Below are 14,433 nucleotides of genomic sequence, written 5' to 3' on the forward strand. Positions count from 1 at the left end.
CCATGGCCATGCCGCTGCGCCAGACCTTGCGAGTCAGTTCCTATCTCTTGCACCAGAAGCTCATCAAGCGGGCCGAGAAGTTCCCGCTGATCGTCGAGCTGGAGCCACTGTTCGCCTGCAACCTCGCCTGCGAGGGCTGCGGCAAGATCCAGCACCCGGCCGGGGTGCTCAAGCAGCGGATGCCGGTCGCCCAGGCGGTCGGCGCGGTGCTGGAGTCCGGCGCCCCGATGGTCTCCATCGCGGGTGGCGAGCCGCTGATGCACCCTCAGATCGACGAGATCGTCCGCCAGTTGGTGGCAAAGCGCAAGTATGTCTTCCTTTGCACAAACGGGCTCCTGTTGCGCAAGAAGTTGGACAAGTTCACTCCTTCGCCGTACTTCACCTTCACGGTGCACATCGACGGGCTGCGCGAGCGCCACGATGAGTCGGTGGCCAAGGAGGGGACCTTCGACGAAGCGGTGGCCGCCATCAAGGAGGCCAAGCGCCGTGGGTTCCGGGTCAGCACCAACAGCACCTTCTTCAACACCGACTCCCCGCAGAATGTCATCGACGTGCTCAACTTCCTCAATGACGACCTGAAGGTCGACGAGATGATGCTGTCGCCCGCCTACGCCTACGAGAAGGCCCCCGACCAGGAGCACTTCCTGGGCGTCGACCAGACCCGGGAGCTGTTCCGCAAGGCCTTCGCCGGCGGCAACCGCAGGCGCTGGCGGCTCAACCAGAGCCCGCTGTTCCTGGACTTCCTGGAGGGCAAGGTGGACTTCGAGTGCACCGCCTGGGGGATCCCGAACTACTCGCTCTTCGGCTGGCAGCGCCCCTGCTACCTGATGAGCGACGGCTACGTCCCGACGTACCGCGAGCTCATCGAGAAGACCGACTGGTCCAAGTACGGACGGGGCAAGGACCCGCGCTGCGAGAACTGCATGGCGCACTGCGGGTACGAGCCGACCGCGGTGCTGGCCACCATGGATTCGCTCAAGGAGTCCCTGCGGGCGGCTCGCGAAACCGTGATGGCCTCCCGCTGAGTCGGCGGCCCGGCGCGCACATGCAGGAGTGCGCGCCGGGCTTGACCATGGCATCAGGACTACCGCACAGCAAGGATGAGTCGAACCCATGACCGCGATCTCGCTCGGCATTCCGTCTATGCCGCATCTGCCGCTCGCCACTCGCCGGGTGTCCCGGCAGATCATGGTGGGCAATGTGCCGGTGGGTGGTGACGCGCCGGTGTCGGTGCAGTCGATGACCACCACGCTGACCGCCGACGTCAATGCGACGCTGCAGCAGATCGCGCAGCTGACCGCGTCGGGCTGCCAGATCGTGCGGGTGGCGGTGCCGTCGCAGGACGACGCGGACGCGCTGCCGATCATCGCGAAGAAGTCGCAGATCCCGGTGATCGCGGACATCCACTTCCAGCCGAAGTACGTGTTCGCCGCGATCGAGGCGGGGTGCGCGGCGGTCCGGGTGAATCCGGGCAACATCAAGGCGTTCGACGACAAGGTCGGGGAGATCGCGAAGGCGGCGTCCGAGGCGGGGGTGCCGATCCGGATCGGCGTCAACGCGGGTTCGCTGGACAAGCGGCTGCTGGAGAAGTACGGCAAGGCCACCCCGGAGGCGCTGGTGGAGTCGGCGCTGTGGGAGTGCTCGCTGTTCGAGGAGCACGGGTTCCGGGACATCAAGATCTCGGTGAAGCACAACGACCCGGTCGTGATGATCAACGCGTACCGCCAGTTGGCCGCGGCGTGCGACTATCCGCTGCACCTGGGCGTGACCGAGGCCGGCCCGGCGTTCCAGGGGACGATCAAGTCGGCGGTGGCGTTCGGCGCGCTGCTGGCGGAGGGGATCGGGGACACCATCCGGGTCTCGCTGTCGGCGCCGCCGGTGGAGGAGGTCAAGGTCGGTATCCAGATCCTGGAGTCGCTGAACCTGCGTCAGCGCGGTCTGGAGATCGTCTCCTGCCCGTCCTGCGGCCGTGCCCAGGTGGACGTCTACAAGCTGGCGGAGGAGGTCACCGCCGGGCTGGAGGGCATGGAGGTGCCGCTCCGGGTCGCCGTGATGGGCTGTGTGGTGAACGGTCCGGGTGAGGCCCGGGAAGCGGATCTGGGTGTGGCGTCGGGCAACGGCAAGGGCCAGATCTTCGTCAAGGGCGAGGTCATCAAGACCGTGCCGGAGTCCAAGATCGTCGAAACCCTGATCGAAGAGGCCCTGCTGCTCGCCGAGCAGCACCAGGCCCAGGGCGGACCAGCAGGCGTGCCCGCGGTCGTCACCACAGGCTGATCCCAGCAACTCCGGTGGCCCGACCGGCCCCCGGCAACCTCGTACACACCTGAGCGCACAGAGCCGAAAGGTGGAGTCATGTCACTGCTGTCCGCTGTCCACGGACCGGCCGACCTCAAGCGGCTGCCGGCCAACCGGCTGCCCGAGCTGGCCCAGGAGATCCGGGACTTCCTGATCGAGGCGGTCTCCAAGACCGGCGGCCATCTCGGCCCCAACCTGGGCGTCGTCGAGCTGACCATCGCCCTGCACCGGGTTTTCGACTCGCCGAACGACCGGATCCTCTTCGACACCGGACACCAGTCCTACGTCCACAAGCTGCTGACCGGCCGCCAGGACTTCAGCCGGCTGCGGGCCAGGGGCGGTCTGTCCGGCTACCCGTCACGCGCCGAGTCCGAGCACGACGTGATCGAGAACTCGCACGCGTCCACGGTGCTCAGCTACGCCGACGGCATCGCCAAGGCCCACCAGATCCAGGGCCGCACGGACCGCCAGACCGTGGCCGTGATCGGCGACGGCGCGCTCACCGGCGGCCTGGCCTGGGAGGCCCTCAACAACATCGCCGAGGCCCAGGACCGCCCGCTCGTCATCGTGGTCAACGACAACGAGAGGTCCTACGCCAAGACCATCGGCGGCCTGGCCAACCACCTCGCCACGCTGCGCACCACCCAGGGCTACGAGCGCTTCCTCGCCTGGGGCAAGGAGGCGCTGCAGCGCACCCCGGTGGTCGGCCAGCCGATCTTCGAGGCGCTGCACGGCGCCAAGAAGGGCTTCAAGGACTCCTTCGCCCCGCAGGGCATGTTCGAAGACCTCGGCCTGAAGTACGTCGGGCCGATCGACGGCCACGACATCGGCGCGGTGGAGTCCGCACTGCGCCGGGCCCGCGGCTTCGGCGGGCCGGTGATCGTGCACTGCCTGACCGTCAAGGGCCGCGGCTACCGGCCCGCCGAGCAGGACGAGGCCGACCGGTTCCACGCGGTCAACGCCATGGACCCGTACACCTGCCTGCCCATCTCGCCCTCCGGCGGCACCTCCTGGACCTCGGTGTTCAGCGAGGAGATGCTCGAGGTCGGCGCCCAGCGGCCGGACGTGGTGGCGATCACCGCGGCGATGCTGCAACCGGTGGGCCTGGCGCCGTTCGCCAAGGCCTTCCCGAAGCGCATCTTCGACGTCGGGATCGCCGAGCAGCACGCCGTGACCAGTGCGGCCGGCCTGGCCACCGCCGGGCTGCACCCGGTGGTCGCGGTCTACGCGACCTTCCTCAACCGGGCGTTCGACCAGGTGCTGATGGACGTCGCCCTGCACAAGCTCGGCGTCACCTTCGTGCTCGACCGGGCCGGGGTCACCGGCAATGACGGCGCCTCGCACAACGGCATGTGGGACCTGTCGGTGCTCCAGGTGGTGCCCGGCCTGCGGCTGGCCGCCCCGCGCGACGCCGAGCAGCTGCGCGCCCAGCTGCACGAGGCCCTGGAGGTCGAGGACGCGCCCACCGTGCTGCGCTTCCCCAAGGGCGAGGTCGGCCCGGCGGTGCCGGCCGTCGAGCGGCTCGGCGGCGTGGACGTGCTGCAGCGCACCCGGGTGCCGGGCCGAGCGGGCCAGCAGATCCTGCTGGTCTCGGTCGGCGCGATGGCCGGCGCCTGCCTGGACGCCGCCGCCCTGCTCACCGCCGACGGGTTCGCCACCACCGTGGTCGACCCGCGCTGGGTCAAGCCGGTCGACCCGGCGCTGATCCGGCTCGCCGCCGAGCACACGCTGGTGGTGACCGTCGAGGACAACGGCCGCACCGGTGGGGTCGGCGCCGCCGTCGCCCAGGCGCTGCGCGACGCCGAGGTGGACACCCCGCTGCGCGACCTCGGCCTGCGCCAGGAGTTCCTGGACCACGCGGGCCGCGGCGAGATCATGGAGGAGGCGGGCCTGACCGGTACCGGCATCGCCGCCCAGGCCGCCGCCTACGCCAAGCACCTGCTGCCCGAACGAGGAGTGAACGAACCCCGTGCCAGCTGACCGCCCGACCAACGCCCTGGACCTCGCCGCCCTGCTCGCCGAGCGCGGCGGCGAGCGGTACGAGCTGCACGCCCGGTACCTCAATCCGCAGCTGCCGCGGATGCTGCACACCATCGGCTTCGACAAGACCTACGACCGCGCCGCCGGTCCGTTCTTCTACGACGCCGAGGGCAACGAGTACCTCGACATGCTGGCCGGCTTCGGCATCTTCGCGCTGGGCCGCCACCACCCCGTGGTGCGCGACGCCGTCCAGCAGGTGATGGACCTCGACCTGCCGGACCTGACCCGGTTCGACTGCCCGCCGCTGCCCGGCCTGCTGGCCGAGAAGCTGCTGGGCTTCGCCCCCGGCCTGGACCGGGTCTTCTTCGGCAACAGCGGCACCGAGGCGGTGGAGACGGCGATCAAGTTCGCCCGCTACGCCACCGGGCGGGGTCGGATCCTCTACGCCGACCACGCCTTCCACGGCCTGACCACCGGATCGCTGTCGATCAACGGCGAGGGCGGGTTCAAGAAGGGCTTCGGCCCGCTGCTGCCGGACACCGCGATCCCGCTGGGCGACCTGGGCGCGCTCCAGCGGGAACTGCGCCGGGGCGACGTGGCGGCGCTGATCGTCGAGCCGATCCAGGGCAAGGGGGTGCACCAGGCCCCGCCCGGCTGGCTGCGGGCCGCCCAGGAGCTGCTGCACGAGAACAAGGCGCTGCTGATCTGCGACGAGGTGCAGACCGGGATCGGCCGCACCGGCACCTTCTTCGCCTACCAGGCAGAGGAGGGCGTGCAGCCCGACCTGGTCTGCGCGGCCAAGGCGCTCTCCGGCGGCTATGTGCCGATCGGCGCCACCCTCGGCAAGAACTGGATCTTCGAGAAGGTGTACTCCTCGATGGACCGGGTGCTGGTGCACTCGGCCAGCTTCGGGTCGAACAACCAGGCGATGGCCGCCGGCCTGGCCACCCTGCAGGTGATGCAGGACGAGAAGGTGGTGGAGAACGCCCGGGTGGTCGGAGAGGTGTTCCGCTCCCGGCTGGCCGCGCTCACCGAGAAGTACGAGCTGCTCGCCGACGTGCGCGGGCGCGGGCTGATGATCGGCATCGAGTTCGGCCGGCCGAAGTCGCTCAAGCTGCGCACCGGGTGGACGGCGCTGCAGGCCGCCCGCAAGGGCCTGTTCGCCCAGATGGTGGTGGTCCCGCTGCTGCAGCGGCACCGGATCCTCACCCAGGTCTCCGGCGACCTCCAGGAGGTGATCAAGCTGATCCCGCCGCTGATCATCACCGAGGCCGAGGTGGACCGCTTCCTGGACGCGTTCTGCGACGTGATGGACGACGCGCACCGCGGCAGCGGCCTGATGTGGGACTTCGGCAAGACCCTGGTGAAGCAGGCGGTCGCCAACCGCTGACCGCTACAGCTCCACCCGGCGCCGGCGGATCACCACGTAGAGGTCCACGGCGGCGAACACGGTGAGCACGAAGCAGACCACGGCGAAGCCGACCAGGGTGCCCTGGGAGGGCACTCCGGTCGGCTTCGCCAGTGCCGCGAAGACCGCGAAAGTCGCCGTCATCAAGGCGAAGAACGGGGTGAAGATCACTGACAGCAGGAACCGCAGCTTCAGGTCGCTGCGCGCGAACCGGGGCTCGGTTCCGCTGCGCCAGCGGCGCGGGGTGGTCGCGTAGCGCATGGTGCGCACCTCCGTCCGTCTCTGGCAAGGCAGTGCCCGGACAACTCCAGGCTAATCCGGAGTAACCTCATGAGCCGAGGCGAACGGGCCGCGGTCGGGGCAGACCGGGGGCGAGGAGCGGAGGAGCGGCGTGAGCATCGCGGTGTGCACCATCTGCACCGGGACCGGCCGACTGGCCGGCCTGCAGTGCCGGACTTGCAAGGGCACCGGGACCACCGAGCGGGACGGCGGCGGCAACTGCTTCCTGTGCAGTGGCACCGGAACGTACACCCGCTACCGGGTCTCCGCCGACGGCAGCAAGCAGGCCTACCGGGAGGAGCCATGCCGGACCTGCGACGGCACCGGAACGATCACTGGAAGCCATTCGGCCGACGCTTGATCGTCCGTCAGTTCGCCCTTTCTGATGTACGGTCAAACCGCTACCGTGGACGTACTCTTCGTATCCGATGCGAGGTCGCCCATGGTCGTCACCGACACTTACTTCCGGTACTGCGCCTCATGCGGTACGCCGGTCAGCGAGGGTCCGGAAGGCGGCTATGTCTGCGGTGCCTGCTTCCACGTGGTGGAGCCGCTGGGGGCGGACGCGGCGCGCAGGCGGCGCCGCGCCGAGCGGGCCGCCATGGTCGCGGAGGCCGCCCGGCTGCGGGCGCTGCGGCACTTCTAGCGGCTACTGCTTCCGGGCCACCACGGCATAACCCGGTGCCCACACCTCGGCCGCCTCGGCGGACTCCGGACGCCACTCGGGGATGACCACCAGGCCGGGCTCGACCAGCTCCAGGCCCTCCAGGAACCGCTCGATCTGCGCGCGGGTGCGCGGGGTGGCCTGGGCGGCCGCCCTCCGGTAGACCTCCTTCCCGGCCTCCGTCTGGGCCAGGTCGCCGAAGTCGCCGGTGCCGTGCGACATGATCAGGAAGCTGCCCGGGGCCAGCGCGTCCAGCAGCGTCTTCACGATCCCGTACGGATCCTGCTCCTCGTCTATGAAGTGCAGCACCGCGATCAGCATCAGCGCGATCGGCCGGTCGAAGTCCAGCGCCTCGCGCACCTGCGGGTCGGCGAGGATCGCGGCCGGGTCGCGCAGGTCGGCCTGCAGGGCCAGCGTCCGGCCGTGCGAGGGGCCGGCCATCAGGGCCCGGGCGTGCGCGAGCACGATCGGGTCGTTGTCCACGTAGACCACCCGGACCTGCGGGTCGACCTGCTGCGCCACCTCATGGGTGTTGCCCTCGGTCGGGATGCCGGTGCCGATGTCCAGGAACTGGTCGATGCCCTGCTCGGCGACGAAGCGCACGGCGCGCTGCAGGAACGCCCGGTTGGCCTTGGCGGCCTCCGGGATGCCCGGGGCGATCGCGATGATCTGCTCGGCGGCGGCGCGGTCGGCCGGGAAGTTGTCCTTGCCGCCCAGGAAGTAGTCGTAGATCCGGGCCGGGTGCGGAATCTCCGGTCGCAGATCGGTGGCCGGCGGGGGCTCCTGGGGCCAGTCCTGTGCCATCCAGCTGGTGTTGTCAGCCATCGTCGCTCCCGCCCTCATCGGTGATGTGGGAGCAGCATAGACAGTGGGCGATCAGCTGTCCGACGGACCGTCAGATTTTCGGCGGACGGTAACCATGACGACCACCATGAGAATTCACTCGCAATTCCCGTTGACTACCTGGGAGCGAGCCGCAAAACGTCAACAACTGACACGACCCTGGTCACCGGATCGGCATCGTGACCAGGGTCGCTACGCAGGACGGACTAGTCGAGCGGGCCGCCCGCGACGTAAATCACCTGGCCGCTGACGAAACCGGCGCCCTCGCTCACCAGGAACGAGATGGTGTGGGCGATGTCCTCCGGAACACCCACCCGCTGCACCGGGATCTGGGTGGCGGCGGCCTCCTTGAAGGCCTCGAACTCCATGCCGACCCGGGCCGCGGTGGCGGCCGTCATGTCGGTGGCGATGAAGCCCGGGGCCACCGCGTTGGCGGTGATGCCGAACTTGCCCAGCTCGATCGCCAGGGTCTTGGTGAAGCCCTGCAGACCGGCCTTGGCCGCCGAGTAGTTGGCCTGGCCGCGGTTGCCCTGGGCGGACGAGGACGAGAGGTTGACGATCCGCCCGAAGTGGGCGTCCACCATGTGCTTCTGCACCGCGCGGGTCATCAGGAAGGCGCCCCGCAGGTGCACGTTCATGACGGTGTCCCAGTCCGCCTGGGACATTTTGAACAGCAGGTTGTCGCGCAGCACACCGGCGTTGTTGACCAGCACCACCGGGGCGCCGAGCTCGGCCGAGATCCGCTCCACGGCCGCCGCGACCTGGGCCTCGTCCGAGACGTCCGCACCCACCGCGAGGGCCCGGCCGCCGGCCGCGACGATCTTGTCGACGGTGTCCTTGCCCGCGCTCTCCTCCAGGTCGACGACCGCGACGGCGAAGCCGTCGGCGGCGAGCCGGAGCGCGGTGGCGGCACCGATGCCGCGGGCGGCACCGGTGACGACGGCGACCTTGTGCGTGCTGGTCTGCTCGGTCATTCGGAGTACTCGTCTCTACTCGATTCGGGGTGCAGTTACCCTACCGGCGAGTAGTAGAGCGGAGAAGAGCGCCCGCCGGTTGAATGCTCAACTCCTTGGCGTGGGACGAATTACGACAAGTACACCGAACATCCGTCTACTATCCGCCCCTGCCTGCCGCATTGCGGCCTCCGTTTGTATAGTGTGCGCCAGCAGCCGTCGGCTGCACGGCGGAGCTCCCCTCGAAAAGGGTCGACATCACTGCGGTTGATGGCGATTCGCTTGGGGGAGGCCAGCGCGCCGCTACTGCCCCGCCCGGGTGTCCCACAGCACGCCGGGTGTGACATCAGGACGGATTCATGGTGCTGGGGGAGATCCCGACGACCCGCGTGCCCGGCAGACTGCAGCAGTCGCCCGGGCACCTCATCCGCGTGGCCCAGCAGGTGCACACCCGGCTGTGGTCCGAACACGTGGGAGCCGAATTGACGGCTCCTCAGTTCGCGGTCCTGCTTGCCCTCGCTCTCGAACCGGGCGCCGACCAGCGCACGGTGGGGGAGCGGGCCTCGCTGGACAAGGCGACGATGGCCGAGATGGTCGCTCGGCTGGTACGGCGTGGCCTGGTGCTGCGCCGCCGCGATCCGGCGGACGGCCGGCGCAAACTGCTCGCGCTCTCGCAGAACGGCGCCCAGGCGGTCCGAGAGGCCACCGGCGGCGTGGTGCGGGTGCAACGCATGCTGTTCGAACCGCTGTCGGGTGAGGAACAGCTCGAACTGGTAAGGGTGCTGGCCAAGATAGCCCGGCTGGAGCCGGCCGCCGTCGCCTCGTTGACGGACACCCGTCCGCTGCTGGATGCCCAGCGTGCGGTCGGGTACCTGATCCGGGTTGGCCAGCAGGTGCACACCAAGCTCTGGTCGGAGTACGTCGGTTCGGAGCTGACGGCACCTCAGTTCGCGGTGCTGGACGCCCTGGAGACCGAGCCGGGCGCCGACCAGCGCACGGTCGGCGAGCTCGCCTCGCTGGACAAGGCGACGATGGCGGAGATGGTCTCGCGACTGGTCCGCCGCGGTCTGGTGCTGCGCCGGCGCGACCCTTCGGATGGACGGCGCAATCTGCTCTCGCTCTCGCCCACCGGTCAGGAGCTGTTGCACAGCGCCGCGGCCGGGGTGGCGCAGGTCGAGCGGCAGCTGCTCGAACCGCTCGACCAACTGGAGCGCCAGCGGGTGCTGGTGCTGCTGACGAAGGCGGCCAGGCTCGCGCCGGTGCCGTAACGATTCGTCAGCTTTTCACTGGCCGACACACGTATGAGCGCCCCTTGTGACCAGGGGCGCTCATACGATTTTTCACTGGTTGGCGAACAGTCATCCCGGTGAGGCGAACGGGCATGCCCGCCGGGTGGCGCTCAACTCGGCGGGCGGCACCGTCAGTTCCAGTCGAAGCCGGACGGGTCCGGGCCGAGCCGCTTGCCGGTGGCGATGCCGTCGATCGCGGCGAGGTCCTCGGCGTCCAGCACGAAGCCGGTGACGTCGAAGTTCTCCCGGATCCGGGACGGCGTAACGGACTTCGGGATCGCGACGATGCCGTGCTGCAGGTGCCAGCGCAGCACCACCTGGGCGACCGTGTGGCCGTGCTTGGCGGCGATCTTGGCCAGCACCGGCTCGGCGAGCAGCGCACCGCCCTGGCCCAGCGGGCTCCAGGCCTCGGTGGTGATGCCGTGGTCGGCGTGGAAGGCGCGCAGCTCGCGCTGCGGGAAGTGCGGGTGCAGCTCCACCTGGTTGATCGCCGGGACCACCGAGGTGGTCTCGAACAGGTGGGTGAGCTCGGCCTGGCCGAAGTTGGAGACGCCGATCGCCTTGGTCCGCCCGCTGGCGAGCAGCTCCTCGAAGGCGGCCCAGACGTTGCCGTAGCTGCCGTGCATCGGGCGCGGCCAGTGGATCAGGTAGAGGTCGAGGTAGTCGGTGCCGAGCCGGGCCAGCGAGGCGTCGAACTCGCGCAGCACGGCGTCCCGCCCGGCCTGGCCCGACCAGTCGCGGGTGCCGCTGTTCCACAGCTTGGTGGTGAGGAACAGCTCCTCGCGGGGGACGCCGGCCTGCCGGATGCCCTCGCCGGTGCCGGCCTCGTTCTCGTAGATCGCGGCGGTGTCGATGCTGCGGTAGCCGGCCTCGATCGCGGTGCGCACCGCGGCGGCCGCCTCCTCGTCCGGAACCTGCCAGACACCGAAGCCGAGTTGCGGGATGACCACGCCGTTGTTCAGGGTGATGCCGGGGATGCTGCTCACGAAGGTTTCGCGCCTCTCGTCCTGGTTCGGTGCTTTCGTTCAGTGAACCAATGAGGTGGCCGTGATGTTCCCGGGCACCGGAGTGCTGGTCACTCGTTCAGGTGAGTCGGCGTCCTCCGAACGAGGGATGGGGTGCTGCTTCGGTCGATCTTCGTGGCACCAGGGCGCAGACTTGCGGTGTGACCAGGAATCCGGGCCGTCAGTTCGACGGCAGGAAGAAGAGCGACATCGCAGGCGTCCCGACCAGCATCGTGGTCGGCGTAGTGACGGCCCTGCTGGCGCTCTGGTTCCTGCTGGCCAACCTTGAGAGGGTGAAGATCCAGTTCTGGTTCTTCACGGTGACCGCGCCGCTGTGGATCGCGCTCGCCGCGACGCTGCTGATCGGCGGCGTGCTCGGCTGGGTGCTCAAGGGGCGGCGCGAGAACCGGTAGGGGCCGGACGAGGGGAGGGGGCCGGGTGACCACTGCACCGTTCACCCCGCTGATCGAACTCAGCGGGGTCAACAAGCACTTCGGTGAGCTGCACGTGCTGCAGGACATCGACCTCACGGTGGGCCGCGGCGAGGTGGTGGTGGTCATCGGCCCGTCCGGCTCCGGCAAGTCCACGCTGTGCCGGGCGATCAACCGGCTGGAGCCGATCGAGAGCGGCACCATCACCATCGACGGCCGGCCGCTGCCGGCCGAGGGCAAGGGGCTGGCCCGGTTGCGCGCCGAGGTCGGCATGGTCTTCCAGTCCTTCAACCTGTTCGCCCACAAGACGGTGCTGGAGAATGTGACGCTGGCCCAGCTGAAGGTCCGCAAGCGGGCCAAGGACGAGGCCGAGGCCAGGGGCCGGGCGCTGCTGGAGCGGGTCGGCCTGCTGGCGCACGCCGACAAGTACCCGGCCCAGCTCTCCGGCGGCCAGCAGCAGCGGGTGGCGATCGCCCGGGCGCTGGCGATGGATCCCAAGGCGCTGCTGTTCGACGAGCCCACCTCCGCGCTCGACCCGGAGATGATCACCGAAGTGCTGGACGTGATGCGCTCGCTGGCCGCGGAGGGGATGACCATGGTGGTGGTCACCCATGAGATGGGCTTCGCCCGGGCCTCCGCCAACCGGGTGGTCTTCATGGCGGACGGCCGGATCGTCGAGGACCGGGCTCCCGAGGACTTCTTCGCCCGTCCGGAGAGCGAGCGGGCCCGGGACTTCCTCTCCAAGATCCTCAAGCACTGAGGGGGCGACAGGTGCGCCGTCTGCTGTTGCTCCCGGTCGCCGTGCGCCGTCTAGTGCTCCTGGTCGCCGCGCTGCTGCTGGCGGCCCCGCTGACCGCCTGCGGCAAGGACGGCACCCCGCCGACCAAGGGGCCCAAGCCCGGTTCGCTGCCCAGCTACCAGGTCGCCGCCGCGGTCGACACCGCCGGCTCACCCACCCTGGCTGCCGCCAGGGCCCGCGGCCACCTGGTGGTCGGCGCCAAGGAGGACCAGCCCTACCTGGGCGAGAAGGACCCGGCCAGCGGCGTCTACTCCGGCTTCGACATCGAGATCGCCAAGATGGCCGCCGCGTCGCTGGGCTTCCGCGGCGACCAGGTGCAGTTCAAGACCATCGCCTCGGCCAACCGGGAGACCTCGCTGCAGAACGGCCAGGTCGACTACTACGTCGGCACCTACACCATCAACGACAACCGCAAGAAGCTGGTCGGGTTCGCCGGGCCGTACTTCGTCGCGGGGCAGGGCCTGCTGGTGCGCAAGCACGAGAGCGGGATCAACGGGCCGCAGGACCTGGCCGGCCGGACGGTCTGCTCGGCGGCCGGCTCCACCCCCTACCAGCGGATCCAGCAGCACTACCCCAAGGCCAAGCTGGTCGGCTACGACACCTACTCCGCCTGCGTCGACAATCTGATCACCGGCCAGGTGGACGCCGTCACCACCGACAACGCCATCCTGCAGGGGTACGCCGCCAAGGCGCCGGACGAGCTGAAAATGGTCGGCCGGCCCTTCTCCACCGAGCCCTACGGCATCGGCACCCCGCGCGGCGACACGGTGCTGCGCAACCTGCTGGACGACGCGATCGAGCAGCACGAGCAGAACGGCGACTGGAAGAAGGCCTACGACGCCACCCTGGGCCTGTCCGGTGTGCCGGCCCCCACCCCGCCCGCGATCCAGCGGTACTGAGGAGCGGCGCCCATGCACGTCCTGACCGCCAACTGGTCCATCTACTGGCACGGCTTCATCGGCACCCTGGAGCTGACCGCGGTGAGCGCGGCCCTGGCGCTGGCCCTCGGCGTGCTGATCGCCGGCTTCCGGGTCTCCCCGGTCCCGGCGCTGCGGGGCTTCGGCCTGGTCTGGGTGACCCTGCTGCGCAACACCCCGCTCACCCTGCTGTTCTTCATCGTGGTCCTGGGGCTGCCGAGATTCGGCATCTCCTTCCCGTTCTTCACCTTCGCGGTGCTCGCCCTCGGCTGCTACACCTCGGCGTTCATCTGCGAGGCGCTGCGCTCGGGCATCAACACCGTGCCGGTCGGCCAGGGAGAGGCGGCCCGCAGCCTGGGCATGACCTTCGGCCAGACGCTGTCCCTGGTGGTGCTGCCGCAGGCGGCCCGCGCGGTGGTGGCCCCGGTCGGCAGCCTGCTGATCGCGCTGGCCAAGAACTCCGCGATCGCCGGGTCGTTCAGCGTGGTCGAGCTGCTCGGCACCTATCGGCCCATCAACGAGCTGGGCTACAGCATCATCTGGACCTTCGTCTGGATCGCGGTCGGCTACCTGGTCATCACCCTGGCGATCAGTGTCGTCTTCAACCTGCTGGAACGACGACTGGCGGTGTCCCGGTGACCTCCCTGGTGGCGGCCAGCGCGCTCTACGACATCCCCGGGCCGAAGACCCGTGGCCGGCACCGGCTCTACAGCCTGCTGGCGCTGGTCGGGATCGCCGGGCTGCTCTCCTGGGTGGGCTATGAGCTGGTCGCCACCGGCCAGTTCAGCTACACCAAGTGGAATCCCTTCCAGTACAAGGGAATTCAGCGGCTGCTCTGGCACGGGTTGCTCAACACCCTGAAGGCCTTCGGGCTGGCGGCGGCGTTCGCGCTGGCGTTCGGCGTGCTGTTCGCGGCCGGCCGGCTCTCCGAGCACCGGCCGGTGCGCTGGTTCAGCACCCTGGTGGTGGAGTTCTTCCGGGCCATGCCGCTGCTGGTGATGATCTTCTTCATCTTCGTGGCGATGAAGGTGCAGCCGCTCTGGGCGCTGGTGGCCGGGCTGACCCTCTACAACGGCTCGGTGCTGGCCGAGGTGTTCCGGGCCGGCATCCTGGCGGTGCCGCGCGGGCAGCGGGAGGCGGCCTACGCGCTGGGCATGCGCAAGACCCAGGTGATGCGGCACGTGCTGGTGCCGCAGGCCAACCGGGCGATGCTGCCGAGCATCATCAGCCAGCTGGTGGTGGCCCTCAAGGACACCTCGCTGGGCTTTCTGATCACCTATGAGGAGTTCCTGCACGCAGGCAAGTTGATCGCCACCAACCTCGACTACGACCTGCCGTTCATTCCGGTGGTGATGGTGATCGCCCCGGTCTACATCGGCATGTGCCTGCTGCTCTCCTGGTTGGCGTACGCGGTCGAACGACGGGGGCGGCGCAGTGTTCGACTGCGGGGCGGCCCCGCGGTGGCCCCGGCGGGGGTGCCGATGGGTTCGCCCCCTGAGGTGGGGGAACACCCGGTGGGTCAGACGTGATCATTTAATCAGCTGCTCTTGGGGCAGATCCGGTAGCCCAAA

General features: G+C 69.4%; 16 protein-coding genes. 12 read left to right on the forward strand and 4 right to left on the reverse strand.

Going from position 1 to position 14,433, the window contains the following annotated elements:
• Positions 1-2 precede the first annotated feature (2 nt).
• From hpnH to P3T35_RS31980, 4 genes are all read left to right on the forward strand, one after another.
• Complete coding sequence (gene hpnH, locus P3T35_RS31965; RefSeq protein WP_101379208.1) at positions 3-1,025, forward strand: adenosyl-hopene transferase HpnH; 1,023 nt, start codon at positions 3-5, stop codon at positions 1,023-1,025.
• An 88-nt stretch (positions 1,026-1,113) separates the two neighbouring features.
• Positions 1,114-2,274 carry a flavodoxin-dependent (E)-4-hydroxy-3-methylbut-2-enyl-diphosphate synthase gene (gene ispG / locus P3T35_RS31970; protein WP_101379207.1) on the forward strand — a complete coding sequence of 387 codons (1,161 nt, stop codon included), beginning with the start codon at positions 1,114-1,116 and terminating at the stop codon, positions 2,272-2,274.
• Between the two features lie 78 nt (positions 2,275-2,352).
• Entirely contained in the window at positions 2,353-4,275 is a 1,923-nt protein-coding gene (dxs, locus tag P3T35_RS31975; RefSeq protein WP_101379206.1) for a 1-deoxy-D-xylulose-5-phosphate synthase, read from the forward strand.
• Positions 4,265-5,665 (forward strand): aspartate aminotransferase family protein, encoded by a 1,401-nt coding sequence (locus tag P3T35_RS31980; RefSeq protein ID WP_180356341.1) that lies wholly within the window; start codon positions 4,265-4,267, stop codon positions 5,663-5,665. Before dxs ends, P3T35_RS31980 begins: the two co-directional genes overlap by 11 nt.
• Before the next feature lie 3 nt (positions 5,666-5,668).
• On the opposite strand, the gene P3T35_RS31985 is transcribed toward P3T35_RS31980, so the two are convergent.
• Positions 5,669-5,944 carry a DUF6343 family protein gene (locus tag P3T35_RS31985; protein ID WP_101384860.1) on the reverse strand — a complete coding sequence of 92 codons (276 nt, stop codon included), beginning with the start codon at positions 5,942-5,944 and terminating at the stop codon, positions 5,669-5,671.
• Positions 5,945-6,074: 130 nt separating this feature from the next.
• Here P3T35_RS31985 and P3T35_RS31990 point away from each other — a divergent pair, with 130 nt between their 5' ends.
• Both P3T35_RS31990 and P3T35_RS31995 read left to right on the forward strand, forming a co-directional pair.
• A complete protein-coding gene (locus P3T35_RS31990; RefSeq protein WP_101379205.1) occupies positions 6,075-6,323 on the forward strand; it encodes a hypothetical protein in 249 nt (82 codons plus the stop codon).
• 81 nt (positions 6,324-6,404) lie between these two features.
• Positions 6,405-6,608: a hypothetical protein gene (locus P3T35_RS31995; protein WP_101379204.1), complete on the forward strand. Its 204-nt coding sequence runs from the start codon at positions 6,405-6,407 to the stop codon at positions 6,606-6,608.
• Between the two features lie 3 nt (positions 6,609-6,611).
• Here P3T35_RS31995 and P3T35_RS32000 read toward each other — a convergent pair whose 3' ends face one another.
• Both P3T35_RS32000 and fabG read right to left on the reverse strand, forming a co-directional pair.
• Positions 6,612-7,451 (reverse strand): SAM-dependent methyltransferase, encoded by an 840-nt coding sequence (locus tag P3T35_RS32000; protein ID WP_101379203.1) that lies wholly within the window; start codon positions 7,449-7,451, stop codon positions 6,612-6,614.
• Between the two features lie 224 nt (positions 7,452-7,675).
• A complete protein-coding gene (gene fabG / locus P3T35_RS32005) occupies positions 7,676-8,443 on the reverse strand; it encodes a 3-oxoacyl-ACP reductase FabG (RefSeq protein WP_101379202.1) in 768 nt (255 codons plus the stop codon).
• A gap of 338 nt (positions 8,444-8,781) precedes the next feature.
• Here fabG and P3T35_RS32010 point away from each other — a divergent pair, with 338 nt between their 5' ends.
• Positions 8,782-9,690 (forward strand): MarR family winged helix-turn-helix transcriptional regulator, encoded by a 909-nt coding sequence (locus tag P3T35_RS32010; protein ID WP_280708779.1) that lies wholly within the window; start codon positions 8,782-8,784, stop codon positions 9,688-9,690.
• Between the two features lie 152 nt (positions 9,691-9,842).
• Here the strand turns inward: P3T35_RS32010 and P3T35_RS32015 are convergent, their stop codons facing one another.
• The gene (locus P3T35_RS32015) at positions 9,843-10,697 is read right to left on the reverse strand and encodes an aldo/keto reductase (RefSeq protein ID WP_101379201.1); all 855 of its coding nucleotides are present in this window, start codon (positions 10,695-10,697) and stop codon (positions 9,843-9,845) included.
• 179 nt (positions 10,698-10,876) lie between these two features.
• Here P3T35_RS32015 and P3T35_RS32020 point away from each other — a divergent pair, with 179 nt between their 5' ends.
• The 5 genes from P3T35_RS32020 to P3T35_RS32040 are packed head-to-tail and all read left to right on the forward strand — an operon-like array spanning position 10,877 to position 14,391.
• On the forward strand, positions 10,877-11,128 hold the full coding sequence (locus P3T35_RS32020; RefSeq protein ID WP_101379200.1) for a LapA family protein: 252 nt from the start codon (positions 10,877-10,879) through the stop codon (positions 11,126-11,128).
• Positions 11,129-11,177: 49 nt separating this feature from the next.
• Entirely contained in the window at positions 11,178-11,906 is a 729-nt protein-coding gene (locus tag P3T35_RS32025; protein WP_101384858.1) for an amino acid ABC transporter ATP-binding protein, read from the forward strand.
• Between the two features lie 11 nt (positions 11,907-11,917).
• The gene (locus P3T35_RS32030) at positions 11,918-12,844 is read left to right on the forward strand and encodes a glutamate ABC transporter substrate-binding protein (protein WP_280708782.1); all 927 of its coding nucleotides are present in this window, start codon (positions 11,918-11,920) and stop codon (positions 12,842-12,844) included.
• 12 nt (positions 12,845-12,856) lie between these two features.
• Positions 12,857-13,501, forward strand: a complete 645-nt coding sequence (locus P3T35_RS32035; RefSeq protein ID WP_101379199.1) for an amino acid ABC transporter permease — start codon at positions 12,857-12,859, stop codon at positions 13,499-13,501.
• 5 nt (positions 13,502-13,506) lie between these two features.
• Positions 13,507-14,391 (forward strand): amino acid ABC transporter permease, encoded by an 885-nt coding sequence (locus tag P3T35_RS32040; protein WP_101384856.1) that lies wholly within the window; start codon positions 13,507-13,509, stop codon positions 14,389-14,391.
• Positions 14,392-14,433 lie beyond the last annotated feature (42 nt).

It is taken from the genome of Kitasatospora sp. GP30 (assembly GCF_029892145.1).
GTDB lineage: Bacteria > Actinomycetota > Actinomycetes > Streptomycetales > Streptomycetaceae > Kitasatospora > Kitasatospora acidiphila.